We start from the raw sequence: 26240 nt of genomic DNA on the forward strand, positions 1-26240 counted from the left end.
CCCTGACGGTTCAGGGCGACACGATCCGCACCTTCGACAGCTCCGACTGGGGTGAACGTGCCTTTTGCGGCACCTGCCGCCGTCAGGGCGGCGTCGGCTTTGCCCTGATGGTGAAGGCCGGTGCCCTGACGGTTCAGGGCGACACGATCCGCACCTTCGACAGCTCCGACTGGGGTGAACGTGCCTTTTGCGGCACCTGCGGGACGGCGCTCTGGTTCCACGCCAAGGGGGCCGACGAATACGCCCTGTCGCCCGGCCTGCTGGACGACTGGACCGGGCTGCGGATCGCGGACGAGATCTTCATCGACCAGAAGCCCGACACCTATGATTTCGCCGGAAACAGGCCCCGCCTGACCGGCGACGAATTCTTTGCCACGCTTTCCGCTGGAGGCCAGCCATGACCATCTACGACGAACACTGGGTTGCCGCCGAGGAAGCCAAGCGCCAGTTCATGAACGACCACGGCCTGTTCCGTTTCGAGGACGAGAAGTCGTCCTGCGGCGTGGGGCTTGTGGTGTCGATGAACGGCCAGCCCGCGCGGCGGGTGGTGCAGGCCGGCATCGACGCGCTGAAGGCGATCTGGCACCGCGGCGCGGTCGACGCCGACGGCAAGACGGGCGACGGCGCGGGCATCCATGTGCAGATCCCGGTGCCCTTCTTCTACGATCAGGTGCGCCGCACGGGGCACGAACCGGACACGGCGAAGCGCATCGCCGTGGGACAGGTCTTCCTGCCGCGCACCGATTTCGCCGCGCAGGAGCGCTGCCGGACCATCGTGGAGACGGAAGTCCTGCGCATGGGCCACTACATCTACGGCTGGCGGCACGTGCCGGTGGACATCTCGGTCCTGGGCGACAAGGCCAACGCGACCCGCCCCGAGATCGAGCAGATCCTGATCCGCTGCGACAAGGACATCGACGAGGAGCAGTTCGAGCGCGAGCTGTACATCATCCGCCGCCGGATCGAGAAGGCGGCGCTGGAAGCCAACATCACCACCCTCTACATCTGCTCCTTGTCGTGCCGCTCGCTCATCTACAAGGGGATGATGCTGGCCGAACAGGTGGCCGTGTTCTATCCGGACCTGATGGACGACCGTTTTGAGTCGGCCTTCGCCATCTACCACCAGCGGTATTCCACCAACACCTTCCCGCAATGGTCGCTGGCCCAGCCCTTCCGCATGCTGGCCCACAACGGCGAGATCAACACGCTGAAGGGCAACGTCAACTGGATGAAGAGCCATGAGATCCGCATGGCCTCGTCCACCTTTGGCGACGCGGCGGGCGACATCAAGCCGATCATCCCGGCGGGCACGTCGGATTCTGGCGCGCTGGACGCCGTGTTCGAGGTTCTGGTGCGTGGCGGCCGCAACGCCCCCATGACCAAGACGATGCTGGTCCCCGAAGCGTGGTCCAAGCAGACCGGAGAGATGCCGAAGGCGTGGCAGGACATGTACGCCTATTGCAACGCGGTGATGGAGCCGTGGGACGGCCCCGCCGCGCTGGCCATGACCGATGGCCGCTGGGTGTGCGGCGGTCTGGACCGCAACGGGCTGCGTCCAATGCGCTATGTCGTGACGGGCGACGGGCTGCTGATCGCGGGCTCCGAAGCCGGCATGGTCCCGGTGGACGAGGCCACGATCCGCGAAAAAGGCGCGCTGGGGCCGGGGCAGATGATCGCCGTGGACATGGCCGAGGGGCGTCTTTACCACGATCAGGAACTGAAGGACAAACTGGCCGCCGACCGTCCCTTCGGCGACTGGATCGAAAAGGTCGTGGACCTGTCTGTCCTGCTGCACGACGTGCCGGAAACCCCGCGTTTCGCGGGCGCCGAGCTGCGCCGCCGCCAGATCGCCGCCGGCTATTCGCTGGAGGAGCTGGAGCAGGTTCTGGCCCCCATGGCCGAGGACGGCAAGGAAATGGTCGCCTCCATGGGCGACGACACGCCGGCGGCCGTTCTGTCGTCGGTGTATCGCCCGCTGTCGCACTTCTTCCGGCAGGCGTTCAGCCAGGTCACCAACCCGCCCATCGACTCGCTTCGCGAAGCGCGGGTGATGAGCCTGAAGACCCGGTTCGGCAACCTCAAAAACGTGCTGGACGAAAACTCGGGCCAGACCGAGATCCTGGTCCTGGAATCGCCCTTCGTCGCGAACGCCGAATTCGAGGTGATGCTGAAGCAGTTCGGCGATCAGGTCGCGGTGATCGACTGCACCTTCCCCGTGGGCGCCGACATGGCCGAGGCGTTGACCCGCATCCGGGCCGAGGCCGAGGATGCCGTGCGTTCGGGCGCGGGCCATCTGGTGCTGACGGACGAACACCAGTCCGGCAGCCGCGTGCCGCTGCCGATGATCCTGGCCACCAGCGCCGTGCATTCGTGGCTGACGCGCAAGGGGCTGCGCACCTTCTGTTCGGTCAACGTGCGCTCGGCCGAATGCATCGACCCGCATTACTTCGCGGTGCTGATCGGCTGCGGGGCCACCACGGTGAACGCCTATCTGGCGCAGGATTCCATCGCCGACCGGATCGACCGGGGCCTGATCGACGGCAGCCTGACCGACGCGATGCGCCGCTACCGCGACGCCATCGACGCGGGCCTGCTGAAGATCATGGCGAAGATGGGGATCTCCGTCGTCTCCTCGTATCGCGGGGGCCTGAACTTCGAGGCGGTGGGCCTGTCCCGCGCGCTGGTGGCCGAATTCTTCCCCGGCATGCAGTCGCGCATTTCCGGCATCGGCCTGCACGGCCTTCAGCGCAAGGTCGAAGAGGTGCACGCCCGCGGCTGGCTGACGGGCCATGACATCCTGCCCATCGGCGGCTTCTACAAGGCGCGCCGCGCCGGGGAAAAGCACGCCTGGGAAGCGCAGACGATGCACATGCTGCAAGCGGCCTGCGACCGCGCCAGCTTCGACATCTGGAAGCAGTATTCGGCCGCCCTTCAGGCGAACCCGCCGATCCACCTGCGCGACCTGCTGGCGATCAAGCCCCTGGGCAAGCCCGTGCCGATCGAGGAGGTGGAGAGCATCACCTCCATCCGCAAGCGCTTCATCACGCCGGGCATGTCGCTGGGGGCCCTGGGCCCGGAGGCGCACAAGACGCTGAACATTGCGATGAACCGGATCGGGGCCAAGTCCGACTCGGGCGAGGGTGGCGAGGATCCGGCGCACTTCCTGCCCGACGCCAACGGCGACAACCCGTCGGCGAAGATCAAGCAGGTCGCCTCGGGCCGCTTCGGCGTCACGGCCGAATACCTGAACGCCTGCGAGGAGCTGGAGATCAAGGTCGCCCAAGGTGCCAAACCCGGCGAGGGTGGCCAGCTTCCGGGCATGAAGGTGACCGAACTGATCGCGCGGCTGCGGCATTCCACGAAGGGCGTGACGCTGATCTCGCCCCCGCCGCATCACGACATCTATTCGATCGAAGACCTCGCGCAGCTGATCTACGACCTGAAGCAGATCAACCCGCGCGCCAAGGTGACGGTGAAGCTGGTGTCGTCCTCGGGCGTGGGCACGATTGCGGCCGGCGTGGCGAAGGCCAAGGCCGACATCATCCTGATCTCGGGCCACAACGGCGGCACGGGGGCCAGCCCCGGCACGTCCATCAAGTATGCGGGCCTGCCGTGGGAGATGGGCCTGACCGAGGCGCATCAGGTCCTTGCCATGAACAACCTGCGCGAGCGGGTGACGCTGCGGACCGACGGGGGCCTTCGCACGGGCCGCGACGTGGTGATGGCGGCGATGATGGGAGCCGAGGAATACGGCATCGGCACCGCCGCCCTGATCGCGATGGGCTGCATCATGGTGCGCCAGTGCCAGTCGAACACCTGCCCGGTGGGCGTCTGCACGCAGGACGAGGCGTTGCGCCAGAAGTTCACGGGCACGGCCGACAAGGTCGTGAACCTGATCACCTTCTATGCGCAGGAGGTGCGGGAAATCCTCGCCTCCATCGGGGCGCGGTCCATCGACGAGATCATCGGGCGCGCGGACCTGCTGAGCCAGGTCAGCCGCGGTTCGGCGCATCTGGACGATCTGGACCTGAACCCCCTCCTCATCACCGTGGACGGGGCCAGCCGGATCACCTACGACCGGTCGAAGCCCCGAAACCACGCGATGGACACGCTGGATGCGGAGATCGTGAAGGACGGCGCCCGCTTCTTCGAGGAGGGGGAGAAGATGCAGCTCTCCTACGCGGTGCGGAACACGCTGCGGACCATCGGGACGCGCGCGTCGAGCCACATCGTGAAGAAGTTCGGGATGCGCAACAACCTTCAGGCGGACCACCTGTCGCTGAAGCTGTCGGGCAGCGCCGGGCAGTCCTTGGGCGCCTTCGCGGTGCGCGGGTTGAAGATCGAGGTGCAGGGCGACGCCAACGACTACGTCGGCAAGGGCCTGTCGGGCGGCACCATTGTGGTGCGTCCGGCGATGGGCAGCCCGCTGGTGGCCGAGAACAACACCATCATCGGCAACACGGTCCTTTACGGCGCCACGGACGGCTTCCTGTTCGCGGCCGGCCGTGCGGGTGAACGCTTCGCGGTCCGCAACTCGGGCGCGACGGTGGTGATCGAGGGCTGCGGCACCAACGGCTGCGAATACATGACCGGCGGCGTGGCGGTGATCCTCGGCTCCATTGGCGCGAACTTCGGCGCGGGGATGACGGGCGGGATGGCCTATCTTTACGATCCCGACGGCGTGGCCGAGGATGTGATGAACTTGGAAACGCTGGTGACCTGCGCCGTGTCGCATCCGCACTGGGAAGCGCAGCTGCGCGGTCTGGTCGAACAGCACGCGCGCGAAACCGGCAGCCAGAAGGCCAACCGCATCCTGCGCCACTGGGAGGCGGAGCGGTCGAACTTCCTTCAGGTCTGCCCGAAGGAGATGCTGATCCATCTGAAGCATCCCCTGTCCGAAGAACCGCAGGCGATGCCCGCCGAATAAGGAAAGGCCCGCGAAAGCGGGCCTTTTTCATTGACCGGCGGCGGGGCTTCGTGGCTAAAGGCCCGCATGGCCAGAAAGCGTTCCACTTCCCGATCCCGCTTCCCGGCGCTGCCCCCCATGCGCCCATGGCTGCGCCGGATCGGCGTGGGGCTGCTGGCGGCGCTGGCCGCGCTGATCCTGCTCTACAGCGCCGTCACCCCGCCCTTCACGCCCTACATGCTGGCCGAACGCGCGCGTCTGGGCGGCATCGCCCACCAGACGGTGGACATGGACGACATAGCCCCCGTGATGGCCCGCAGCGTCGTCGCGGCCGAGGATGCGAATTTCTGCCGCCACTGGGGTTTCGACATGCGGGCCATCCGGTCGGCGGTGGCGGCGGGTTCGAATCGCGGTGCCTCCACCCTGTCGCAGCAGGTGGCCAAGAACGTGTTCCTGTGGCAGGGGCGCAGCTGGGTGCGCAAGGCGCTGGAGGCCGTGCTGACCCCGGCCGTGGAACTGGTCTGGACCAAGCGGCACCTTCTGGAAGTCTATCTGAACGTGGCCGAATTCGGCGAAGGCGTGTTCGGGGTGCAGGCGGCGGCGCAGCATTATTTCGGCGTGGACGCGGCGGACCTGACATCGCGTCAGGCCGCGCGGCTGGCGGCCATCCTGCCCGATCCGAAGCGGCGCGACCCGGTGCGGCCCACGGCCTTCGTGGACGGGCGCGCCCGTGCGGCGGCCTCGGGGGCGGCGACGATCCGCGCAGACGGACGTTCCGACTGTTTCGAGGGTTGAGCGGGTTGCATCAACCCGCCCTTCGCGGCATGTCATGGGGCACACCAAACCGGATGCCACGATGAATCGCCTGTATCATTTCCCGCTGTCGCCCTTTTGCCGCAAGGTCCGCCTGACGCTGGCGGAAAAGAGGATCGAGGTGGAGCTGGTGGAGGAGCGTTTCTGGGAGCAGAACCCCGACTTCCTGCGCCGCAACCCGGCCGGGAAGGTGCCGGTCCTGCGCGTGGACGGCCGTTTCCTGTCGGAAAGCCAGGCGATCTGCGAATGGCTGGAGGAAACAGTGCCGACCCCGCCGCTGATGCCCCGCGACGCGGAAGGCCGCTACGAGGTGCGCCGCCTGTGCGCCTGGTTCGACGGCAAGTTCCACGAGGAGGTCACCTCCAAGCTGGTCTATGAACGCCTGAAGATCGGCGGCCGGGTGCCGGAGGCCAAGAACATCAAGTTCGGTTCCCAGCGCATCAAGTTCCACCTGGATTACATGGCGTGGCTTCTGGACCAGCGCCGCTGGCTGGCGGGCGACAGCCTGACGCTGGCCGATTTCGCGGCCGCGGCCCACATCTCGGCGCTGGATTACGTGTCGGACGTGGATTGGAACCGCCACGCGGTGCTGAAGGACTGGTACGCCAAGATCAAGTCGCGCCCGGCCTTCCGGGGCATCCTGTCGGATCAGATTCCCGGCCAGTCCCCCGCGCGGCATTATTCGGATCTGGACTTCTAGGGCTTCCCTTCCGGCCCCGTCGCCCTATGTTGCGGTCCAGTCGAGGGAGGGCCGCGCCATGAGCGATGACAGCCGACTGAAACGCTACACCGAGATCGCGAAGACCCAGGGGGAGGAGGGAAGCCACCCTTCCACCGTGGCCGTGCACCGCCGGCCGGCGGAACGGGGCGACGGCACCCGCCGCACCGAACATTTCGCCCGCATCGAACGCGGACGCGAGGCATGAAGAAGGGGGCCGAAGCCCCCTTTTCGCGTCAGGCGCGGACCAGCGCCTCATAGGCCGTGGTGACGTCCTTCGTCAGCTGGCCCACTTCGAAGCTGTACTCCCCGATCTGGCTGACGGGGGTGCATTCGGCCGCCGTGCCGGTCAGCCAGCACTGCTCGAAGCCTTCCAGCTCCTCGGGCAGGATGTGGCGCTCGTGGACGGTCACACCCTTGTCCTTCAGCATCGCGATCACGGTCTGACGGGTCAGGCCGTTCAGGAAGCAGTCGGCCAGCGGCGTGTGCACTTCCCCGTTCTTCACGAAGAAGACGTTCGCGCCCGTGGCTTCGGCCACATAGCCGCGGTAATCCATCATCAGCGCGTCCGAGAAGCCCTTGGCCTCGGCCTCGTGCTTGGACATCGTGCAGATCATGTAAAGGCCGGCGGCCTTGGCCTGCGACGGGATCGTTTCGGGCGACGGACGCTTCCACTTGGAGATGCCGAGCTTCGCGCCCTTCATCTTGGCGTCGCCGTAGTAGTTGCCCCATTCCCAGCCCGCGACGACCAGCTGCACCTTGTTGCGCGCGGCGGACACGCCCATGTCCTCGCCCGCGCCGCGGAAGGCGACGGCGCGGACATAGGCGTCCGTCCAGCCATTGGCCTTCAGCATGGCGTATTTCGCCTCCTCGATCTGGTCGACCGTGTAGGGGATCGGCATGTCCAGAAGCTCGCCCGATTTCAGCAGGCGTTCGGAATGTTCCCGGCTCTTGAAGATCTTGCCGTTGTAGCAGCGTTCGCCTTCGAAGACGGAGGACGCGTAGTGCAGCGCATGCGTCAGGACGTGAACCTTCGCGTCGCGCCAGTCCACCAGCGTGCCATCCATCCAGATCTTGCCGTCGCGGTCGTCATAGGACCCAGCCATTTTCGCTCTCCTTAGCGATATTGCTTTCAATCTTCCTGTTCGGACATAAAATTGCGCCAAACGTGACTTTTCGCTAACGGTTGCATATTGGAATGTCAACGACCCTGCCGTAAAATGTGATCAGGACAAGGGAGTGGGCATGGCAAGCGGACCTGTGGGCGGCGAACAGCTGCTGTTTCTGACGGACGACCAGGTGCGCAAGGGCATCGAGGCGATGTTCTTCGCCTATCGCGGGTTCACCGCCGATCCCGACCGGATCCTTGAGGAATACGGCTATGGCCGCGCCCATCACCGGGCGATCCACTTCATCCACCGCGCGCCGGGAATCACCGTCACGCGTCTGCTGACGGTGCTGGGCGTGACGAAGCAAAGCCTGAACCGCATCCTGCGCGTGTTGCTGGAGGACGGGCTGGTGGAGGCGCGCGTGGGCCGCAAGGACAAGCGCGAACGCCTGCTGCACCTGACCGAAACCGGTGAGGCGCTGGAGCGGGAGCTGTCGGACGCCCAGCGGGCGCGGATGCGCGCGGCCTATCGCGCCGCCGGTCCCGCCGCCGTGCAGGGCTTCCGCCAGGTGCTGGAGGCGATGATGGACCCCGAACTTCTTCGCCAGTATCACGACCTGAAGGAGAAGAGATGATGAACGACGCACCGCATCTTCTGGTCGTGGACGACGACGAACGCATCCGCGGGCTGCTGAAGAAGTTCCTTGTCCGCAACGGCTTCCTCGTCTCCACCGCCCGGGACGCGGCGCAGGCCCGCAAGCTGTTGTCGGGGCTGGAATTCGACATGCTGGTCCTGGATGTGATGATGCCGGGGGAGGATGGCGTGTCCCTGACCCGGTCCCTGCGCGACCACATGATGACGCCGATCCTGCTGCTGACCGCGCGGAGCGAGACGCAAAGCCGGATCGAGGGGCTGGAGGCGGGGGCCGACGACTATCTGCCGAAACCGTTCGAGCCGAAGGAGCTCTTGCTGCGGATCAACGCCATCCTGCGCCGCGTGCCGCATGTGAAGCCGCAGGCCGGGCCCAAGATGCTGCATCTGGGCGACGTGCGCTACGATATGGAGCGGGGGGAGCTGTGGCGCGGCCCCGACCTTGTTCGGCTGACGGCGACGGAGGCCGCGCTGATGCGCGTCTTCGCCGCGGCCCCCCACGAACCCGTGGGCCGCGACCGCCTGATCGGCGATCTGTCCGAAGAGGCGACGGACACGCAGGAACGCGCCGTGGACGTGCAGATCACCCGCCTGCGCCGCAAGATCGAGGCCGATCCCCGCCAGCCGCGCTATCTTCAGACGGTGCGCGGCTCGGGCTACATGCTGGCGCCCGACTAGACTTTCCTTGGCCCCGACGTGCCGCTATGGTCGCCGGGACATACGAAAGGAAGGCCGCATGCAGATCGCCGAGATGAGCTTTGAAGACGCCATGGCCGAGCTGGAGCGTGTCGTGGCCGCGCTGGAAAAGGGCGACGTGCCGCTGGAACAGTCAATCGCACTGTATGAACGCGGGGCGGCGCTGAAGGCCCATTGCGCCACGAAACTGAAGGCCGCCGAGGAGAAGGTGGAGATGATCCGCGCGCAGGAAGGCCGCGCCACCGGCACCACCCCGGCGGAGGGGCTGTGACCTTTCCCGACCAACTGGCCCGCGCCGCCCGCGACACCGAACAGCACCTGATGGCCACCCTTGCCGCGCGCGCCGACGTGCCCGTGGTGGAGGCGATGCGCTACGCCCTGCGGGGCGGCAAGCGCCTTCGAGCGTTCCTTGTGCTGGAATCGGCGCGGCTGCACGGCGTGGGCGAGCGTGCCATGCCCGTCGCCGCGGCGGTGGAGGCGCTGCACGCCTATTCGCTGGTGCACGACGACCTGCCTTGCATGGACGACGACGACCTGCGCCGTGGCCAGCCCACCGTGCATGTGAAGTGGGACGAGGCGACGGCGGTTCTGGCGGGGGACGCCCTGCAGACGCTGGCTTTCGAATGCCTGGCCGATCCCGTCATCGGCGCGGCCGACCGTCGGATCGCGCTGGTGCTGGCCCTGGCCAAGGCTTCGGGGGCCGAAGGGATGGTTCTGGGGCAGGCGTTGGACATCGCCGCCGAAACCGCCGCCGCCCCCCTGACGCTGGAGGAGATCACCCGCCTTCAGGCCGGAAAAACCGGCGCCCTGATCGGCTTTTCCGCCGAAGCGGGGGCCTTGATCGCCGGGGCCGATCCCGCGCCCCTGCGCGCTTATGCCCGCGCGCTGGGCCTTGCCTTCCAGATCGCCGACGACATCTTGGACGTGGAAGGCGACGCGACCAAGGCGGGTAAGCGGCTGAACAAGGACGCCGAAGCGGGCAAGGCCACCTTTGTCAGCCTTCTGGGCCTGCAGGGCGCCAAGACCCGCGCCGCCGATCTGGTGGGGGAGGCCTGCGCCGCCCTTGCCCCCTACGGTGACGACGCCGCCATCCTGTGCGAAGCCGCGCGCTTCGTCATCTCGCGGGAAAGCTGAGAAGAACATGACACGACCCGAGACCCCGATCCTTGACCGCGTGACGATCCCTGCCGACATGAAGCGGCTGACCGATCGCGAACTGCGCCAACTGGCCGACGAATTGCGGGCCGAGACGATCGATGCCGTGTCCACCACCGGCGGGCATCTGGGCGCGGGGCTGGGCGTGGTCGAGCTGACCGTGGCGCTGCACGCCGTGTTCGACACGCCGAAGGACAAGCTGGTCTGGGACGTGGGCCACCAGTGCTATCCCCACAAGATCCTGACCGGGCGGCGCGACCGCATCCGCACCCTGCGCATGGAAAACGGCCTGTCGGGCTTCACCAAGCGGAGCGAGAGCGAATACGACCCCTTCGGTGCGGCGCATTCCTCCACCTCCATCAGCGCGGCGCTGGGCTTCGCGGCGGCGCGGGATCTGGGCGGCCAGCCGGGCGATGCGATCGCCGTGATCGGCGACGGATCGATGTCCGCCGGCATGGCGTTTGAGGCGATGAACAACGCGGGCCATCTGGACAAGCGTCTGTTCGTGATCCTGAACGACAACGAGATGTCGATCGCGCCCCCCGTCGGCGCCCTGTCGGCCTATCTGTCGCGCCTGTATGGCAACGCGAAGTTCCACGAGTTGAAATCGGCCGCCAAGGGGGCCGTCAGCCTGCTGCCCGAACCGCTTCAGGAAGGCGCCCGCCGCGCGAAGGAGATGCTGAAGGGCATGGCCTTCGGCGGCACCCTGTTTGAGGAGTTGGGCTTTTCCTACATCGGCCCGGTGGACGGGCACGATCTGGACGCGCTGCTGCCCGTGCTGCGCACGGTGAAGGCCAAGGCGACCGGTCCCGTCCTGATCCACGTGATCACCAAGAAGGGCAAGGGTTACGCCCCCGCCGAACGCGCCGTCGACAAGGGGCATGCAACATCGAAGTTCGACGTGCAGACCTTCGCGCAGGCCAAGGCGTCGTCGAACCTGCCCAGCTACACCAAGGTGTTCGCGCAGGCCCTGGTGGACGAGGCGGAGCGGGATTCGAAGATTGTCGCCGTCACGGCCGCCATGCCCGACGGCACCGGCCTGAACCTGTTCAACGGCCGCTTCCCCGACCGCTGCTTCGACGTGGGCATCGCCGAACAGCACGCCGTCACCTTTGCCGCCGGGATGGCGGCGGGCGGGCTGAAGCCCTTCTGCGCGATCTATTCCACCTTCCTGCAACGCGGCTACGACCAGGTGGTGCATGACGTGGCGATCCAGCGCCTGCCCGTGCGCTTTGCCATCGACCGGGCGGGGCTGGTCGGCGCCGATGGCGCGACCCATGCGGGCAGCTTCGACGTGGCGTTCCTTGCGAACCTTCCCGGCTTTGTCGTGATGGCCGCCGCGGACGAGGCGGAACTGGTCCACATGGTGGCGACAGCGGCCGCCCATGACGACGGCCCCATCGCCTTCCGCTATCCGCGCGGCGAAGGCACGGGCGCGCCGCTGCCCCTGCACGGCACCCCGCTGGAGATCGGCAAGGGCCGCGTGATCCGCGACGGCAGCCGCGTCGCCCTTCTGTCCTTCGGCACGCGCCTGTTCGAAGCGGAAAAGGCGGCCGAGGCGCTGGACGCGCGCGGCATCTCCACCACCGTGGCGGATGCGCGCTTTGCAAAGCCCCTGGACCGCGACCTGATCCTGACGCTTGCCCGCACGCATGAGGCGCTGATCACGCTGGAAGAAGGCGCGGTGGGGGGCTTCGGCTCCCACGTCGCGCAGCTTCTGGCCGAGGAGGGGGCCTTCGACACCGGCCTCAGGTTCCGGTCGATGGTGCTGCCCGACACCTTCATCGATCAGGCGAGCCCGGCCGCGATGTATCACATCGCGGGTCTCGACGCCGCCCAGATCGAGGCGAAGGCGCTGGAAGCGCTGGGCATCTCCACCCTGCAGAAACGGGCCTGAACCGCTTCAGCCATGCACATTGTGCATGGCTGCCATGGTCGGACCATCAGGGGCTTGGCTTCCCCGCCGCTTTGTGGCGCATGGATGCAAACCACGCCAGGAAAGAGAACGACCTTGTCGGACACCAGCACCCTCCGCCGGGCGGAAACGCATCCCGGGATCGTCCATTTTGCCTTGGCGGTGGGCGGCTTTGCCATCGGCACCTCGGAATTCGCGGCTATGGCGCTGATTCCCTACTTCTCGCCCTCGCTCGGCATCGCGGAAACGACGGCCAGCCACGTGATCTCGGCCTATGCGCTGGGCGTGGTGGTGGGCGCGCCGGTGCTGGCGGTGCTGGGCGCGCGCTGGCCGCGCCGCACGCTTCTGGTGGCGCTGATGATCGTCTACGCGCTGGCCCATGTCGCCTCGGCCTTCGCGCAGACCTATCACGGGATGCTCGTCTACCGCTTCATCTCGGGCCTGCCGCATGGCGCGTATTTCGGCGTGGCGGCGCTGGTCGCGGCCAGCGTCGTCCCGCGCGAGGACCGGTCCAAGGCCGTGGCCCGCGTGATGACGGGCCTGACCGTGGCCACGGTTCTGGGCGTGCCCTTCGCCAACGTGCTGGGCCAGACGGTGGGCTGGCGCTGGGGCTTTGGCATCGTGGCGGTGCTGGCGCTGTTGTGCGTGACGCTGGTCTGGACCTATGCCCCGAAGGACGAGGTGCGGTCCCAAGGCTCGCCCCTGCGGGAACTGTCGGCGCTGGGCAACCGGCAGGTGCTGCTGACCCTTCTGACGGGCGCGGTGGGCTTTGGCGGCTTCTTTGCCGTCTACAGCTATGTCGCCTCCACCGTCATCAACGTCACGCAGGCCGGAGAGGCGGCGGTGCCCTTTGTGCTGGCGGCCATGGGCGTCGGCATGGTGGTCGGCACGCTGGTCGTGGGCCGGATCGCGGACCGCCGGCCCACCGCGGCGCCCTTTGTCATCATGGCCATCGGCGGCCTTCTGATGCTGTGCTACGGGCCCGCGACGGCGTCGCTGGTCACGCTGATCCCGCTGGTCTTCCTGATCGGCATGTCGGGGGCGCTGTCCATTCCGCTGCAGTCGCGCCTGATGGACGTGGCCGGTGAGGCGCAAACCCTTGCCGCTGCCCTGAACCATTCCGCCTTCAACATCGCCAACGCCATCGGGCCGGCCGTGGCGGCGGCGGCGATCTCGGCGGGCTACGGCTTCCAGGCGTCGGGCTATGTGGGGGCGCTGTTGTCGGTGGCGGGGATCGTCTGCTTCGCCGTCACCGTGGCCGACGCCAGAAGGTCGGCCAACCCGGCACGGTAATCGGGAAAGGCAAGGCGTACGCCCAGCGCCTTGATCCGGTCGTTCCGCACGCGTTTCGATTCGGCATAGAAGCTGCGCGCCATCGGCGACAGGTCCGCCTGATCGAAGGGGATCGCGGGCGGCACGGGCAGGCCCAGAAGGCGCGCGGCCTCAGCGATCACATCCTCGGGCGGGGCGGGATCGTCGTCGCAGACGTTGTAGATCCCGGGCGCGGGCCGGCGGATGGACGCCTCCAGAACCTGCGCGATGTCCTCCACATGGATGCGGCTGAAGACCTGCCCCGGCTTGATGATCCGCCGCGCCGTGCCGTCCTTCACCTTTTCGAACGGCCCGCGTCCGGGGCCGTAGATCCCGGCCAGCCGGAAGATGTGGACGGGCCGGCAGGCTTGCCATTGCCGCTCTGCCAGCAGGCGCCACGTGCCGCGTCGGGTGGTGGGGGCGGGGGGCGTGTCCTCATCCACCCAGCCGCCGGCATGGTCGCCATAAACCCCGGTGGTGGACAGATACCCGGCCCATTCCAGCGGAAGGGCCGCGATCGCGTCGGCATGGGTCGCCAGGAACGGATCCCCTTCTTCGTCCGGCGCGGCCGAGACCAGAAGATGCGTCACGCCTTCCGGCAGGGGGGCGGGCCAGACAAGGCGTTCCACCCCCGGCAAATCCTTGGCGGGATCGCGCGTGGTGCCGATGATGCGCCAGCCCTGCGGCCGAAGCCTGCGGGCCAGCGCCTGCGCCGAATATCCATGACCGAGGGAAAGCAGTGTGGGCATGGCCGAAGGGTGGGCCAGCCGCGCCCGCGTGTCAACGCAGCCCGGCTACCAGCGCGGCGGTCAGAATGTCATCGGCGGGTGCCATGTCCATCCGCATCCCCGGAGCGACGAGGGCGGCGGCCCATGGTTCGGCCAAACCCTCCACCTGCCCCTCGGTCGGCATCCCGGCCCAGACCGGCAGGACCGTCCCGACCGAGGCGGTCTGGATCCGCTGCCCCGTGATGCGGTCCAGCGGCAGATACCGCCCGCCCTGCATCAGCCCGTCCATCGCCGCGCGGGCCCGTTCCGCGATCAGGCGGTTGCCGTCCGCCAGCTCGGGTTCGTCCAGCGCGTCGGCGAGGGTGGCCAGATCCTCGCAGCTGCGGATCAGAAGCGCGTTCGCGCCCGGGTCCACCACGCGGAAGGGGGAATTGTCGTGCAACTCCGGCGTTTCCCAGCCCAGCGAGCGGAAGCGTTCGATCAGCCACACCGTCCGCGCCTGCGCGGGGGACGCCCCGGCGGGAAGGTAGGCGTCCACCCCTTCGGTCGGCACGCGGGCAAAGGCGGCCGCCCATTCCGGCGCGCCGGGGCGTCCCGACTCCCACGGATGCAGAAGGGCGAACAGGCCCGTGCCCTTCGGATCGCGATGCGTGCCGAACCAGCCGTGCCAGCGGTCGATCACCCGCAATGCGGCGCGGGCGCGGGCGGCGTCGGGCGCCGTGTCGTGCAGCCGCCGCAGCACATGCCCCAGGATCGGCAGCGCCGTCAGGCCGGAGGTGGTGACGGGCCGCCCCGTGACCCAAAGCCCGCTGGCGGGAAAGACGTCCGTGGGCTGATGATAGACCAGATGCGGCACCATCCCGTCCGGCCATTGCGCCGCCAGCAGCGACTCCAGTTCCGTCCACGCCCGGTCGGGATGCGCCACCGACAGCGCCAGCGCCACAAAGGCGGAGGTCAGCGCCTCTTGCGGTGCGCCCTCCGCGGCCGTCCACGCGCCCTGGTCGGCGGCGGACAGGACGTCCATGGCTTGAGCGATGTTCAGGGTCATGACAACCTCCGCATTCCGTGTCGGGATCAATTCGTGAAAAAGGCGGGGGTTCCGCGACGGAGGTGGCGCGCGCCGCCGTATCACCCCATATAGCCGGCATGAAAACGGATGGACGAATGGCACGACGCAGGTTGTGGATGCCCGCGCTGGCGGTGGCGGCTGCGCTGGGCGGGGCGGTGTATCTTTGGCAGGACGGATCGGGCGACGCCGCGATCCCGCCCGCGACCTATGCGGTGAAGCGCGGCGACGTGTCGGTGAACGTGCTGGCCTCGGGGCAGATCGAAAGCTCCTCGCTCGTCAGCGTGGGCGCGCGCGTGTCGGGCGAGGTGGAGGAGCTGGCCGTGACGCTGGGCCAGACCGTTCAGGCCGGCGACCTGATCGCCCGCATCGACAGCCGCGACCAACAGAACGCCGTGGCGCGGGCCAAGGCCACGCTGGCGGGGATCGAGGCGCAGATCGCCTCGGCCGAGGCGACGCTGGTGCAGGCCCAGCAGACCTATGACCGCAGCGCCCGCCTGTCGCGCGGCGGCAGCCTGACGGTGGAAACGTTTGAACAGGCCTCGGCTGATCTGGCGATCGCGAAGGCGTCGCTGGACCAGTTGCAGGCCAGCCGCGACGACGCGGCCATTGCCGTGTCCGACGCCGAGGTGGAGCTGGAACGCACCCGCATCACCGCCCCCATGGCCGGAACCGTGGTCGCCGTGGTCACCAAGGCCGGCCAGACGGTGAACGCCAACCAGTCCACCCCCACCATCGTGAAGCTGGCCGATCTGGAGAACATGGTCGTCAACGCCGAGATCTCGGAGGCGGACGTGGTCCGCGTAGCGCCGGGGCAGGACGTGACCTTCACCATCCTCGGCGCGCCGGACCGGACGTTTCAGGCCACCGTGCGCCAGATCGAACCCGCCCCCGCGGGGATCGAGGAGAGCGACACCATCTCCTCGGACGAGGCGATCTATTACAACGGGCTGTTCGACGTGGAAAACCCCGACGGCGTGCTGCGCATCGGCATGACGGCCGAGGTGCGGATCGCCCTGCAGGGCGTGCAGGACGTGCTGACCCTGCCGTCGGCAGCTCTTGGCCAGCGTGCTCAGGATGGAACTTACACCGTTCAGGTGCAGGACGGGCCGGGCTTTGTCCCGCGTCCGGTGACGGTGGGCCTGAACGACAACGTCACGGCCGAGATCACGGGCGGCGTGAAGGAAGGCGACCGCATCCTCGCCTCCGGCGCGGCGGAAGGGCTGTCGCGCGGCACGGGCGGCGGGCGTCGCGGGCCGATGGGCTTCTGATGGAGCCGCTGATCCGCATCCGGGGCATCCGGCGCGAATACGCGGCGGGCGACCAGCGCATCGCCGTTCTGAAGGACGTGGATCTGGACATCCACGCCGGAGAGATGCTGGCCATCGTCGGCCAGTCCGGTTCCGGCAAGTCGACGCTGATGAACATCCTCGGCTTCCTCGACCGTCCGAACGCCGGCACCTACACGTTCGCGGGGCGAAAGATCGGCGATCTGGCCCCCGACGACCTGGCGGAACTGCGGCGCGAGCATTTCGGCTTCATCTTCCAGCGCTACCAGCTTCTGGGCGATCTGGACGCGGTGGGCAACGTGGAGGTTCCGGCCATCTACAAGGGCGTGGCGCGTGGCGCCCGCCGCGACCGGGCGCGGGCCCTGCTGACGCGGCTGGGCCTGGGCGAACGTCTGGACCATCGGCCCGGAGAGCTGTCGGGCGGCCAGCAGCAGCGGGTGTCCGTCGCCCGCGCCCTGATGAACGGAGGCGAGGTGATCCTTGCCGACGAACCCACGGGCGCACTCGACACCGCCTCGGGGGCGGAACTGATGCGGCTGTTGCAGGAACTGCACGCCGAAGGGCACACCATCGTCATCGTGACCCACGATCCCGGCATCGCCGCCCAATGCGACCGGATCGTGGAGATGCGGGACGGCGTGATCGTGTCGGACAGCGCGGCGGGCGCCACGGCCGCCCCGCGCGCCGCCGCCCCGTCGCGCCGCGCGCTGGCCCCCGGCCTTGACCGTTTGCGCGAGGCGTTCGGCATGGCGGTGAAGGCCATGGCCGCCCACCGGATGCGCAGCTTCCTGACCATGCTGGGCATCATCATCGGCATCGCCTCGGTTGTGTCGGTGGTGGCGCTGGGCTCGGGCAGCCAGCAGCAAGTGCTGGCCAACATCTCCAACATCGGGTCGAACACGATCGACATCCGCAACGGGTCGGGCTTCGGGGACCGCAGCGCCAACCGCATCCGCGCCCTGACGGCTGAGGATGCGGAGGCGCTGGCCGTCCAGCCCTACGCCGCGGGCGTGTCGCCGACCGTGTCGGCCAGCGCCACGATCCGGTTCGGCGCCACGGAACTGTCGGCCAGCGTGACGGGCGTGGGCGTGGAATACTTCGCCGCCCGCGCCTTCCGGACGGTGGGCGGCGCCACCTTCGACACGGCCGCCGTGCGCAATCACGCGCAAGAGGCGGTGATCGACACCGACGGCGCCACCGCCCTGTTCGGCGCGGCCGATCCCGTGGGGCAGGTCGTGATGATGGGTCGCGTGCCGGTGCGGATCCTCGGCGTGGTGGAAGCCTCGGGCACCAGTTTCGGCCCCCAGTCGGCGCTGAACCTGTTCATCCCCTACACCACCGCCATGGCACGCCTGTCGGGGCAGGATTACGTCAACTCCATCTCGGTCCGCGTGGCGGACGATTTCGACATGGACACGGCCGAGGCGCTGATCACCCAGCTTCTGACCACGCGGCACGGCAAGCAGGACTTTTTCCTGACCAACACCGACACGATCCGCGAGGCCATCACCTCCACCACCCGGACGCTGACGATGCTGATCGCGGGGATCGCCGTCATCTCGCTGTTCGTGGGCGGGGTGGGGGTGATGAACATCATGCTGGTGTCCGTCACCGAACGCACGAAGGAGATCGGCGTCCGCATCGCGGTAGGGGCGCGGCGGGCCGACATCATCACCCAGTTCCTGATCGAGGCGGTGCTGGTCTGCCTTCTGGGCGGCGTGCTGGGCATCGCGCTGGCGCTGGGCCTTGGCTGGGCCCTTCAGGCCGCCATCCCACAAATGAGCCTGATCTACTCCTCCACCTCCATCATCGCGGCGGTGGTGTCGTCCAGCGTGATCGGCGTGACCTTCGGCTTCCTGCCGGCGCGCGCCGCGTCGCGCCTTGATCCGGTGGAGGCGCTGACGCGGGAATGAGGCTGGCCAATTCCCCACCAAAACCGTAGGGGAAGGGGGTCAGACCGGAGGCCCCCATGCTGCGCGAATTCTTCTCCTACTACCGGCCATGGATGCCGCTGTTCTTTCTGGATTTCGGCTGCGCGATCCTGTCGGGCGTGCTGGAGCTGGCCTTCCCGCTGGCCATCAAGGGCTTCATCGACATCCTGCTGCCGCGGGGCGACCTGGCGCTGACGATCTTCGCGGCCGTGGGGCTGCTGGTCGTCTACCTCTTCAACTCGGGCCTGATGGCGATCGTGACCTATTGGGGCCACATGCTGGGCATCAACATCGAGACGGAGATGCGCCGCCGCGCGTTCGAGCATCTGCAGAAGCTGTCCTTCAGCTATTACGACAACCAGCGCACCGGCAAGCTGGTGGCCCGCGTCACCCGTGACCTGGAGGAGATCGGAGAGGTCGCCCATCACGGCCCCGAGGATCTGGTCATCGCCATCATGACCTTTGTCGGCGCCTTCGCCCTGATGGCGATGATCCATCTGGAACTGGCGCTGCTGACGGCGGTGATCGTGCCGGTCACGGTCGGCCTCGTGATCTATTTCGGCGGGCGGATGACGAAGACTTTCCGCGCCATCTATTCCCGCGTGGCCGACTTCAACGTCCGGCTGGAGGAGAACGTGGGCGGCATCCGCGTGGTGAAGGCCTTCGCCAACGAGGAGCACGAGAAGACGCTTTTCGCGCGCGACAACTCGGCCTATCGCGACACGAAGCTGGCGGCCTACCGCGTGATGGCGCAGACGGTGTCGCTGAACTACATGGGGATGCGCGCGGTGCAGGTCATCGCGATGGTGTCGGGCGCGTGGTTCGTGCTGGGGGGAGAGTTGTCGGCCGGGGGTTTCGTGGCCTTCCTGCTGCTGGTCGGGGTGTTCTTCCGCCCCCTAGAGAAGATCGCCTCGGTGATCGAGATCTATCCCCGCGGCATCGCGGGCTTTGCCCGTTACAAGGAACTGATGGACATCGAGCCGGAGATCGCGGACGCGCCCCACGCCCGTCCCGCCGGCACCCTGTCGGGCGCGATCCGGTTCGAGGGGCTGGAGTTCGGCTATGACAAGGGCCGCCAGATCCTGAAGGGCGTGGACATCGCGGTGCGGCCGGGCGAGACGCTGGCCTTCGTCGGCCCCTCGGGCGCGGGCAAGACAACGCTTCTGGCGCTGGTGCCGCGCTTCTACGACCCCACGGCGGGCCGCATCACCATCGACGGCACCGACATCCGCGATCTGACGATCGACAGCCTGCGCCGCCAGATCGGCATCGTCAGCCAAGACGTGTTCCTGTTTGGCGGCACGCTGCGCGAGAACATCGCCTATGGCGACCTGACCGCGACCGAGGAGCAGATCGTGGAAGCCGCCCGCCGCGCGCAGCTGGCCCCCATGATCGCGGCCCTTCCGGCCGGGCTCGACACGGTGGTGGGCGAACGCGGCGTGATGCTGTCGGGCGGGCAGAAGCAGCGCGTGGCCATCGCCCGCGCCTTTCTGAAGAACCCGCCGATCCTGATCCTGGACGAGGCGACCTCCGCCCTCGACACCGAAACCGAACGCGAGATCCAGGCCGCGCTGGACGCCCTGTCCGTCGGACGCACCACGCTGATCATCGCGCACCGTCTGGCCACAATCCGCCACGCCGACCGGATCGTGGTGATGGAAGAAGGGCGCGTGACCGAAACCGGCACCCATGCGCAGCTGGAAGCCTCGGGCGGCCGCTACGCCCGCCTGTCGGCGGCATGACGCCCTTCGGGGCCTATGACATCCGGGGGCGGCTGGGCGTCGATCTGGACGCGGACTTTGCCGCCCGGCTGGGGCGCGCCTTTGTGCGGCATCTGGGGGCGCGCTGCCTCGTGGTGGGGCGGGACAACCGGCCCTCCTCCCCCGCGCTGGCGCAGGCGGTGATCGGGGCCGCCACGGCCGAAGGCGCGGAGGTTCTGGACCTTGGACTTTGCGGGACTGAGGAGATGTATCACGCCACCGCCCATTCCGGGGCCGGGGGTGGGATCATGGTCACCGCCTCGCACAATCCGGCGGATTACAACGGGATGAAGTTGGTGGGGCCGGGGGCCGCGCCGCTGGCTAATCTGGAGCCGATCCACGCGCTGATGGATGTGGCGCCCTCCAACCGCGACGCCCCGGTCCGCGATGTTGCGGCCAAGGCGCGGGCGGCGTGGGTCCGGACGGTTCTGGGCTTCGTGGACCGGAACGCGCTGCGCCCGCTGACCATCCTTGTGAACGCGGGGCATGGCGCGGCGGGGCCCAGCTTCGACGCCGTCGCGCAGGGGCTGGAGGGGACGGGGCTGCGCTTCCTGCGCCTGCATCACGATCCGGACGAACGCTTCCCGCAGGGGATCCCGAACCCCCTGCTGCCGCAGAACCGCGCCGTGACGGCGGACGCCGTGCGCGCGGCGGGGGCCGATCTGGGCGTGGCGTGGGACGGCGATTTTGACCGCTGCTTCCTGTTCGACGGCACCGGCGCCTTTGTGGACGGCGAATACGTGGTGGGCCTGCTGGCCGAGGCGTTCCTGCAAAAGGAACCGGGGGCGACCATCGTGCACGACCCCCGCGTGATCTGGAACACGCAGGACGTGGTGACGCGCGCCGGGGGCCGCGCGGTCGCGTCCCGCACGGGCCATGCCTTCCTGAAACGGACCATGCGCGACACCGGCGCCGTCTATGGAGGGGAAATGTCGGCCCATCACTACTTCCGCGACTTCCATCACTGCGACAGCGGGATGATCCCCTGGCTTCTGGTGGCCGAGGTCATGGGCCGCACCGGACGCAGCCTTGCCGATCTGGTGGCGGCGCGGCGGGCGGCCTTCCCCTCCTCGGGCGAGGTCAACTTCCGCGTCGCCGACGTTCCGGCGGCCTTGTCCCGCGTCCGCGCCGCGTTCGACGGGGTGGAGGATGATCTGGACGGCCTCAGCCTCGACATGGGAAACTGGCGGTTCAACCTGCGCGCCTCCAACACCGAACCGCTGGTGCGGCTGAATGTGGAATCGCGGGGGGACGCGGGTCTTGTGGCGCGGCAGGTGGCGGCGATCGCCGCCCACATTTGCCCAAAGGGCTGACGCGTCCCATATCCCCCTCAAAGGATACCGCCAACATGCCAGACCTCATCGTCGCCTCCTACAACATCCACAAGGGGATCGGGATCGATCGCCGCCGCGATCTGGGCCGCATCGCCCATGTGATCGAGGAGCTGGACGCCGACGTCGTCGCCCTGCAGGAGGCCGACGCCCGGTTTGGCGCGCGTCAGGGCCTTCTGGATCTGGACCGGCTGGCCGCCATGGGCCTGAAGCGGGTGGAGGTGCGGGGCCTGCGCGAACGTTCGCACGGGTGGCACGGCAACGTGATGCTGGTGCGCCGCGACACCGAGGTGGAGGGGGTGGAGCGTCTGGCCCTTCCGGGGCTGGAACCGCGCGGCGCCATCGTGGCGGATCTGGTGGTGAAGAGTGCACCGGTGCGGGTGATCGGCACGCATCTGGCCCTGCTGGGGCAGTCGCGCATCAAGCAGGTGGCCATGGTTCTGGACCGGCTGGCGGCCTTGTCCGACCGCCCGACCGTCCTGATGGGCGACACCAACGAATGGCGGCGGGGCGAGGCGACGCTGAAAGGCTTCCTGCCGCATTTCCCGCACGGCGCCCGCGCCCCCAGCTTTCCGGCACCCTTTCCCATCCTTCCCTTGGACCGCGTGATGCTGAGCCATGGGCGGATCGAGGAGTTCACGGTCCACGTCTCCGCCCTGTCGCGGCGGGCGTCGGACCACCTGCCGGTGCGGGCGCGGCTGGTTCTGCCGGAATGAAGAACGCCGGCCCAAAAGGGGCCGGCGCTGTTATATCAAAAGAGGCCGACCTCAGTTCGGCAGGTTGTCCACCACGGCGGCGGCGAAGGTCTTCACGACCGCCTGATAAACCGCGTCGCTGGACACGTCGACCACGGTGATGTCCTGGTTGCCCGGAACGTAGGGCATGATCTGGTTCATCGCGACGGCCAGGTCGAACTTGCGCTGGCTGCCCGCGCTGCCCTGATCGGCGACGCTGACCGTGCCGGCCATCACGCCTGTGGTCGGGCCGGGGGTTCCGGCGAAGGGTGCGGCCAGCGCCACCTCGTCCAGATCCACCGTGATCTTGGCCCCGCCCTTGGCATTGTCCGGCTTCGCGGCCAGTGCTTCGGCGATCGCGGCGGTCAGGTCGGCGTCCACCGTGGCATAGCGCTGGGCGGCGGCGGCGCTGGTGATCTCGCTGGCCGTGACGCCCACGTCGATCGAATCGGCCCACTGCTGGGCGTGGACGGGCAGGGCGAAGGGCATCGCCAGAACGGTGGCCAGGGTGACGGAGGGCAGGAATTTCGAAGGCATGGACATCTTCTCCTGAAAAGGGTCGCGAAAGATCGCGACGATGCCCCCAGAACGTGGGGAAAGGGCGCCAGGTTCCCCTGACGCCCTTGTGGAACATGCGCGGCGCCTTGGGGTTAGACCTGCATGACACAAGACATCACCCCATCCCCATCAGGCGAGAAGCGTCTCGGTCGAGGAGAAGAACATCGCCTGGCTCACCGCCGAGCGTACCTGATCCTCGTGGTACGGCTTGGTGATCAGGAAGGCCGGCTCGTGCTTCTGGCCCGTCAGGAGCCGTTCGGGGAAAGCCGTGATGAAGATCACCGGCACGTCGTCGAACTGCTTGAGGATGTCGTTCACCGCGTCGATCCCCGACGAGTTGTCGGCCAGCTGGATATCAGCCAGGATCAGGTCGGGGCGTTCCGAGGAGGCGAGGGCCACGGCCTCGGTCCGGGTGCGGGCGATGCCGGTGATGGTGTGTCCCATCTCCTTGACGATGGCCGAGATGTCCATGGCAATGATGGCCTCGTCCTCGATGATCATGACCTTGCCGGCGATGGCATTGGCCATTTCGCGCTGCGCGATCTCGATCAGTTCGGAAGCCTCGCCCGCCTCGATCTGCATGATTGCGCCAATCTCTTCCTGCGTGAAGCCTTCGATGGCGTGCAGAAGAAGAGCCTCGCGCGTGTTCGGCGTCAGATGCGCCATGTGGTTCTGGGCCTTCTCGGACAACCGGTTGTCCGGCTCTCCCAGGGGGGCGCCGGCGCTGGCCCAGACCAGGTGGAAGGCGTGGAACAGGGCCACCTTGGCGTTGCCCGTCCGGTTGAAGATCGAGGTGTCTTCTAGGATGGCTTCAAGCGTGGCCGCCGCAAAGGCGTCGCCCGTCGACTGGCTGCCGGTCAACGCCCGGGCATAGCGGCGAAGGTACGGAAGGTTCGCCGCTATGACGGAAGACAGGTCGGCAGTGGCGTCTGACGGCATTGAATGTTCCCTTCAAGCTCATTTTCTCGGGAACCAAACTCTTGTCCTCGCGTTCGGTTCCCAACAAGATTGCAAAATCGGAAGTGGCGAGATTTGGACCAGATGGCAAAAGAGCGCGATCGACCCGTACCCTACAAGCAGATCGACGACAATTTGAAGCGGGTGTATGAGGAAGCGCTGGAACAGGATGTGCCTGACCGGTTCACGCAGTTGCTGGCGCAGCTGCGCGAGAAAGGCCCCCAAACATGACCAGCCCGCAGGTTCTGCCCAAAGGTGTCCGCGATCCGCGCGACGAATTGCCCGATCATCTTCCGGCCTTGCGGGCCTTTGCCATTTCCCTGACCCGCAACGTGTCGGTGGCGGACGATCTGGTGCAGGACACCATCGTGAAGGCATGGACGAATTTCGACAAGTTCACCGCGGGCACCAACCTGCGGGCGTGGCTGTTCACGATCCTGCGCAACACCTTCTATTCCGACAAGCGCAAGACGCGTCGCGAGGTGCCCGATCCCGAAGGCGCCCACGCCGCGACGCTGTTCGTGAAGCCCGACCATGACGGCCGCATGGCCTTCACCGAATTCAGCGCCGCCTTCGACAAGTTGACGCCCGAACACCGCGAGGTCCTGATCCTTGTCGGCGCCTCGGGCTTTTCCTATGAGGATGCGGCCGACATGATGGGCGTTGCGGTGGGCACGGTGAAAAGCCGCGCAAACCGCGCCCGCACGCGTCTGGCCGAGCTTCTTCATCTTGACGACGGCGAGCAAGTGTTCTCCGGTGTGGACGGGGCCACGATGGCCGTGATGTCGAAATCGGGTGTGAACGCCGCATGACCACTTGGAAGGCCAGGTTCGGGAACCTGACGGGAACGTTGGGTTTCAGGCTGGCCTTTCTTCTGGCCATCGCCCTGCTGCCCCTTGGCGTCGTGTCGGCGTTGCAATCGGCCGAGATGCTGAAGGAAAGCCGCGCCCGCTCCGAAGCCGCGCTTCTGGGCGAGACGATGCGCGCCGCCCAATCGGATCTTCTGGTGGTCCAGCAGGCGCGGGGGGCGGTGTCCGCCTTGGCCGACGTGATCCGCCCGCTGCTTCAGGATCCCGCCGCCTGTTCCGTCGCCCTTGAAGCGCTGGTGGAGGAGTCGGACTTCTACACGCTGGCGGGCTTCACCGACACGCAGGGCCGGATGATCTGCGCCTCTTCCTCCACCGGCGCCGATGTCAGCAAGAGCTTGTCCTTCCGCCGCGCCATCGCCAATGTCCGGCCCTGGATCCTTCTGGTGCCCCGGGGAATGCTGTCGGGGCAGCCCGTCATCATCGTGGGCCAGCCGGTGCTGGAGGACGACGGGTCGCTGCGCGGCTTCATCTCCCTGTCCCTGGCGCATGACGCGCTGGCCGACCGGTCGGTCACGGGTGGCGGCAGCGGACCTCGGCCGGAACTGCTGACCTTCAACAATGAGGGGAGCGTCCTGACCTCCACCGTGCCGCCCGAACAGCGTGACACGGTTCTGCCCAAATCCTATCCGCTGAAGGATCTGGCCACGGAGGAACGGGACCTGTCCTTCACGGCGCGGACGATGGACGGGGCGCAGCGCGCCTATGCGGTGATCCCGATCGTGCCGGGCATGCTGTATGCCTTGGGCAGCTGGCCGTCCGAAGGGCAGGCGGTGTGGTATCTGCGGGCGCTGCCGTCGATCACGCTGCCGCTGGTGATGTGGATCTGCTGCCTTCTGGTGGCCTTCCTGTCGGTGGAACGGCTGGTCACGCGGCATGTGCGGGTGCTGCGGTCGGCCATGCTGGGCTTTGGCGACGGCAAGCGCATCATCGGCAAGATGGACATGACCACCGCCCCGACCGAGATCCGCGATCTGGCCGAGACGTTCGAGCACATGACCGATACCATCCTGCACGACGAGGCGGAGATGGAGGACATGATCCACCAGAAGGAGGTTCTTCTGCGCGAGGTGCATCACCGCGTGAAGAACAACCTTCAGCTGATCGCGTCCATCATGAACATGCAGATGCGGCAGGCCCGTTCGGCCGAGGCGAAGACCCTGATGAAGGGCCTTCAAGAACGGGTCATGAGCCTGGCGACCATCCATCGCGGCCTGTACCAGACCAGCGGCCTGACCGACATCCGCGCGGACGAACTGCTGGTGGAGATCACGCGCCAGGTGGTCCAGATCGCCACGGGGCCGGGGCGGCAGATCGGGCTGGAGCACAGCTTCGCCGATGTCCGTCTGACCCCGGACCAGGCTGTGCCCCTGTCCCTGCTGCTGACCGAGGCGCTGGCGAATGCGCTGAAATACGCAGGCTCCCACGATGGCAACCCGCGGCTTTGGGTGTCGATGTGGCGCGAAGGCGGCACACAGGCGGTGCTGGAGGTGAAGAATACCATGGGTCCGCGCCCCGTTTCGGCCCATCCGGTCGAAGGCACCGGCCTTGGCGCCCAATTGCTGAGCGCGTTTTCACAACAGGTCGGCGGACGAGTCGACATTTCCCAGAACGACGATAATTATACCCTGCGCGTGACCTTCGATGTGCGCCCCCTGAACGAGGGGGAGGCCCGCATCTCCGGAGGGGCCGTACGATAGAAGTCGGGCCGCCGGACACAAGGCGCGGTGTTCGGAAAGGCAAGGC

At 67.6% G+C, this 26240-nt stretch carries 24 protein-coding genes; 19 read left to right on the forward strand and 5 right to left on the reverse strand.

Features of this window, described 5'->3' with window-relative positions; all coding sequences use genetic code 11:
• The 5 genes from PIJ50_RS09610 to PIJ50_RS09630 form a co-directional block, all read left to right on the forward strand.
• A partial coding sequence (locus PIJ50_RS09610) for a GFA family protein (RefSeq protein ID WP_271974774.1) occupies positions 1-401 on the forward strand: 401 nt, incomplete at its 5' end.
• Complete coding sequence (gene gltB, locus PIJ50_RS09615) at positions 398-4927, forward strand: glutamate synthase large subunit (protein ID WP_271974775.1); 4530 nt, start codon at positions 398-400, stop codon at positions 4925-4927. The genes PIJ50_RS09610 and gltB, both read left to right, overlap by 4 nt.
• A 66-nt stretch (positions 4928-4993) precedes the next feature.
• Positions 4994-5701: a monofunctional biosynthetic peptidoglycan transglycosylase gene (gene mtgA, locus PIJ50_RS09620; protein ID WP_442900728.1), complete on the forward strand. Its 708-nt coding sequence runs from the start codon at positions 4994-4996 to the stop codon at positions 5699-5701.
• A gap of 61 nt (positions 5702-5762) precedes the next feature.
• Complete coding sequence (gene fzlA, locus PIJ50_RS09625) at positions 5763-6419, forward strand: FtsZ-binding protein FzlA (protein WP_271974776.1); 657 nt, start codon at positions 5763-5765, stop codon at positions 6417-6419.
• Positions 6420-6477: 58 nt separating this feature from the next.
• Positions 6478-6645 carry a hypothetical protein gene (locus PIJ50_RS09630; protein ID WP_271974778.1) on the forward strand — a complete coding sequence of 56 codons (168 nt, stop codon included), beginning with the start codon at positions 6478-6480 and terminating at the stop codon, positions 6643-6645.
• A 28-nt stretch (positions 6646-6673) separates the two neighbouring features.
• Here PIJ50_RS09630 and PIJ50_RS09635 read toward each other — a convergent pair whose 3' ends face one another.
• A complete protein-coding gene (locus PIJ50_RS09635) occupies positions 6674-7543 on the reverse strand; it encodes a branched-chain amino acid aminotransferase (RefSeq protein WP_271974779.1) in 870 nt (289 codons plus the stop codon).
• A 139-nt stretch (positions 7544-7682) separates the two neighbouring features.
• On the opposite strand from PIJ50_RS09635, the gene PIJ50_RS09640 reads away from it, so the two are divergent.
• The 6 genes from PIJ50_RS09640 to PIJ50_RS09665 all read left to right on the forward strand — a co-directional run bounded on the left by PIJ50_RS09640 (position 7683) and on the right by PIJ50_RS09665 (position 13256).
• Positions 7683-8180: a MarR family winged helix-turn-helix transcriptional regulator gene (locus PIJ50_RS09640; RefSeq protein ID WP_271974781.1), complete on the forward strand. Its 498-nt coding sequence runs from the start codon at positions 7683-7685 to the stop codon at positions 8178-8180.
• Complete coding sequence (locus PIJ50_RS09645) at positions 8177-8875, forward strand: response regulator (RefSeq protein ID WP_442900729.1); 699 nt, start codon at positions 8177-8179, stop codon at positions 8873-8875. The genes PIJ50_RS09640 and PIJ50_RS09645 overlap by 4 nt, the downstream gene beginning before the upstream one ends.
• A gap of 58 nt (positions 8876-8933) precedes the next feature.
• Complete coding sequence (locus PIJ50_RS09650; RefSeq protein WP_271974783.1) at positions 8934-9164, forward strand: exodeoxyribonuclease VII small subunit; 231 nt, start codon at positions 8934-8936, stop codon at positions 9162-9164.
• Positions 9161-10027 (forward strand): polyprenyl synthetase family protein, encoded by an 867-nt coding sequence (locus tag PIJ50_RS09655; RefSeq protein ID WP_442900730.1) that lies wholly within the window; start codon positions 9161-9163, stop codon positions 10025-10027. Before PIJ50_RS09650 ends, PIJ50_RS09655 begins: the two co-directional genes overlap by 4 nt.
• A 7-nt stretch (positions 10028-10034) precedes the next feature.
• Positions 10035-11945: a 1-deoxy-D-xylulose-5-phosphate synthase gene (gene dxs, locus PIJ50_RS09660; RefSeq protein ID WP_271974785.1), complete on the forward strand. Its 1911-nt coding sequence runs from the start codon at positions 10035-10037 to the stop codon at positions 11943-11945.
• A 114-nt stretch (positions 11946-12059) separates the two neighbouring features.
• Positions 12060-13256 (forward strand): MFS transporter, encoded by a 1197-nt coding sequence (locus tag PIJ50_RS09665; protein ID WP_271974787.1) that lies wholly within the window; start codon positions 12060-12062, stop codon positions 13254-13256.
• Here PIJ50_RS09665 and PIJ50_RS09670 read toward each other — a convergent pair.
• Positions 13166-14023, reverse strand: a complete 858-nt coding sequence (locus PIJ50_RS09670; RefSeq protein ID WP_271974789.1) for an SDR family oxidoreductase — start codon at positions 14021-14023, stop codon at positions 13166-13168. The two genes, PIJ50_RS09665 and PIJ50_RS09670, sit on opposite strands and share 91 nt — an antisense overlap.
• A gap of 31 nt (positions 14024-14054) precedes the next feature.
• Positions 14055-15050 carry an MGH1-like glycoside hydrolase domain-containing protein gene (locus PIJ50_RS09675; RefSeq protein WP_271974790.1) on the reverse strand — a complete coding sequence of 332 codons (996 nt, stop codon included), beginning with the start codon at positions 15048-15050 and terminating at the stop codon, positions 14055-14057.
• A gap of 116 nt (positions 15051-15166) precedes the next feature.
• Here PIJ50_RS09675 and PIJ50_RS09680 point away from each other — a divergent pair, with 116 nt between their 5' ends.
• The 5 genes from PIJ50_RS09680 to PIJ50_RS09700 are packed head-to-tail and all read left to right on the forward strand — an operon-like array spanning position 15167 to position 22095.
• Entirely contained in the window at positions 15167-16339 is a 1173-nt protein-coding gene (locus PIJ50_RS09680; protein WP_271974792.1) for an efflux RND transporter periplasmic adaptor subunit, read from the forward strand.
• Entirely contained in the window at positions 16339-18270 is a 1932-nt protein-coding gene (locus tag PIJ50_RS09685) for a MacB family efflux pump subunit (protein ID WP_271974794.1), read from the forward strand. The genes PIJ50_RS09680 and PIJ50_RS09685 overlap by 1 nt, the downstream gene beginning before the upstream one ends.
• 56 nt (positions 18271-18326) lie before the next feature.
• Positions 18327-20030: an ABC transporter ATP-binding protein gene (locus PIJ50_RS09690; protein ID WP_271974796.1), complete on the forward strand. Its 1704-nt coding sequence runs from the start codon at positions 18327-18329 to the stop codon at positions 20028-20030.
• Positions 20027-21361: a phosphohexomutase domain-containing protein gene (locus tag PIJ50_RS09695; RefSeq protein ID WP_271974798.1), complete on the forward strand. Its 1335-nt coding sequence runs from the start codon at positions 20027-20029 to the stop codon at positions 21359-21361. The genes PIJ50_RS09690 and PIJ50_RS09695 overlap by 4 nt, the downstream gene beginning before the upstream one ends.
• 35 nt (positions 21362-21396) lie before the next feature.
• Complete coding sequence (locus tag PIJ50_RS09700; RefSeq protein ID WP_271974799.1) at positions 21397-22095, forward strand: endonuclease/exonuclease/phosphatase family protein; 699 nt, start codon at positions 21397-21399, stop codon at positions 22093-22095.
• Positions 22096-22146: 51 nt separating this feature from the next.
• Here the strand turns inward: PIJ50_RS09700 and PIJ50_RS09705 are convergent, their stop codons facing one another.
• Together PIJ50_RS09705 and PIJ50_RS09710 are read right to left on the reverse strand one after the other, a co-directional pair.
• Positions 22147-22650, reverse strand: coding sequence for a hypothetical protein (locus PIJ50_RS09705; protein ID WP_271974800.1), 504 nt, complete (start codon positions 22648-22650; stop codon positions 22147-22149).
• Between the two features lie 150 nt (positions 22651-22800).
• Positions 22801-23610, reverse strand: coding sequence for a response regulator (locus tag PIJ50_RS09710; RefSeq protein ID WP_271974801.1), 810 nt, complete (start codon positions 23608-23610; stop codon positions 22801-22803).
• A gap of 102 nt (positions 23611-23712) precedes the next feature.
• Here PIJ50_RS09710 and PIJ50_RS09715 point away from each other — a divergent pair, with 102 nt between their 5' ends.
• Genes PIJ50_RS09715 through PIJ50_RS09725 form a run of 3 tightly spaced genes read left to right on the forward strand, consistent with a single transcriptional unit; the run spans position 23713 to position 26194 of the window.
• Positions 23713-23859, forward strand: coding sequence for a NepR family anti-sigma factor (locus PIJ50_RS09715; protein WP_271974802.1), 147 nt, complete (start codon positions 23713-23715; stop codon positions 23857-23859).
• Positions 23856-24440: an RNA polymerase sigma factor gene (locus PIJ50_RS09720; protein ID WP_271974804.1), complete on the forward strand. Its 585-nt coding sequence runs from the start codon at positions 23856-23858 to the stop codon at positions 24438-24440. Before PIJ50_RS09715 ends, PIJ50_RS09720 begins: the two co-directional genes overlap by 4 nt.
• The gene (locus tag PIJ50_RS09725; protein ID WP_271974805.1) at positions 24437-26194 is read left to right on the forward strand and encodes a sensor histidine kinase; all 1758 of its coding nucleotides are present in this window, start codon (positions 24437-24439) and stop codon (positions 26192-26194) included. The genes PIJ50_RS09720 and PIJ50_RS09725 overlap by 4 nt, the downstream gene beginning before the upstream one ends.
• The last annotated feature ends 46 nt before the right edge of the window (positions 26195-26240 follow it).

Origin of the sequence: Falsirhodobacter sp. 20TX0035, assembly GCF_028307215.1 — a bacterium.
Lineage (GTDB): Bacteria > Pseudomonadota > Alphaproteobacteria > Rhodobacterales > Rhodobacteraceae > Falsirhodobacter.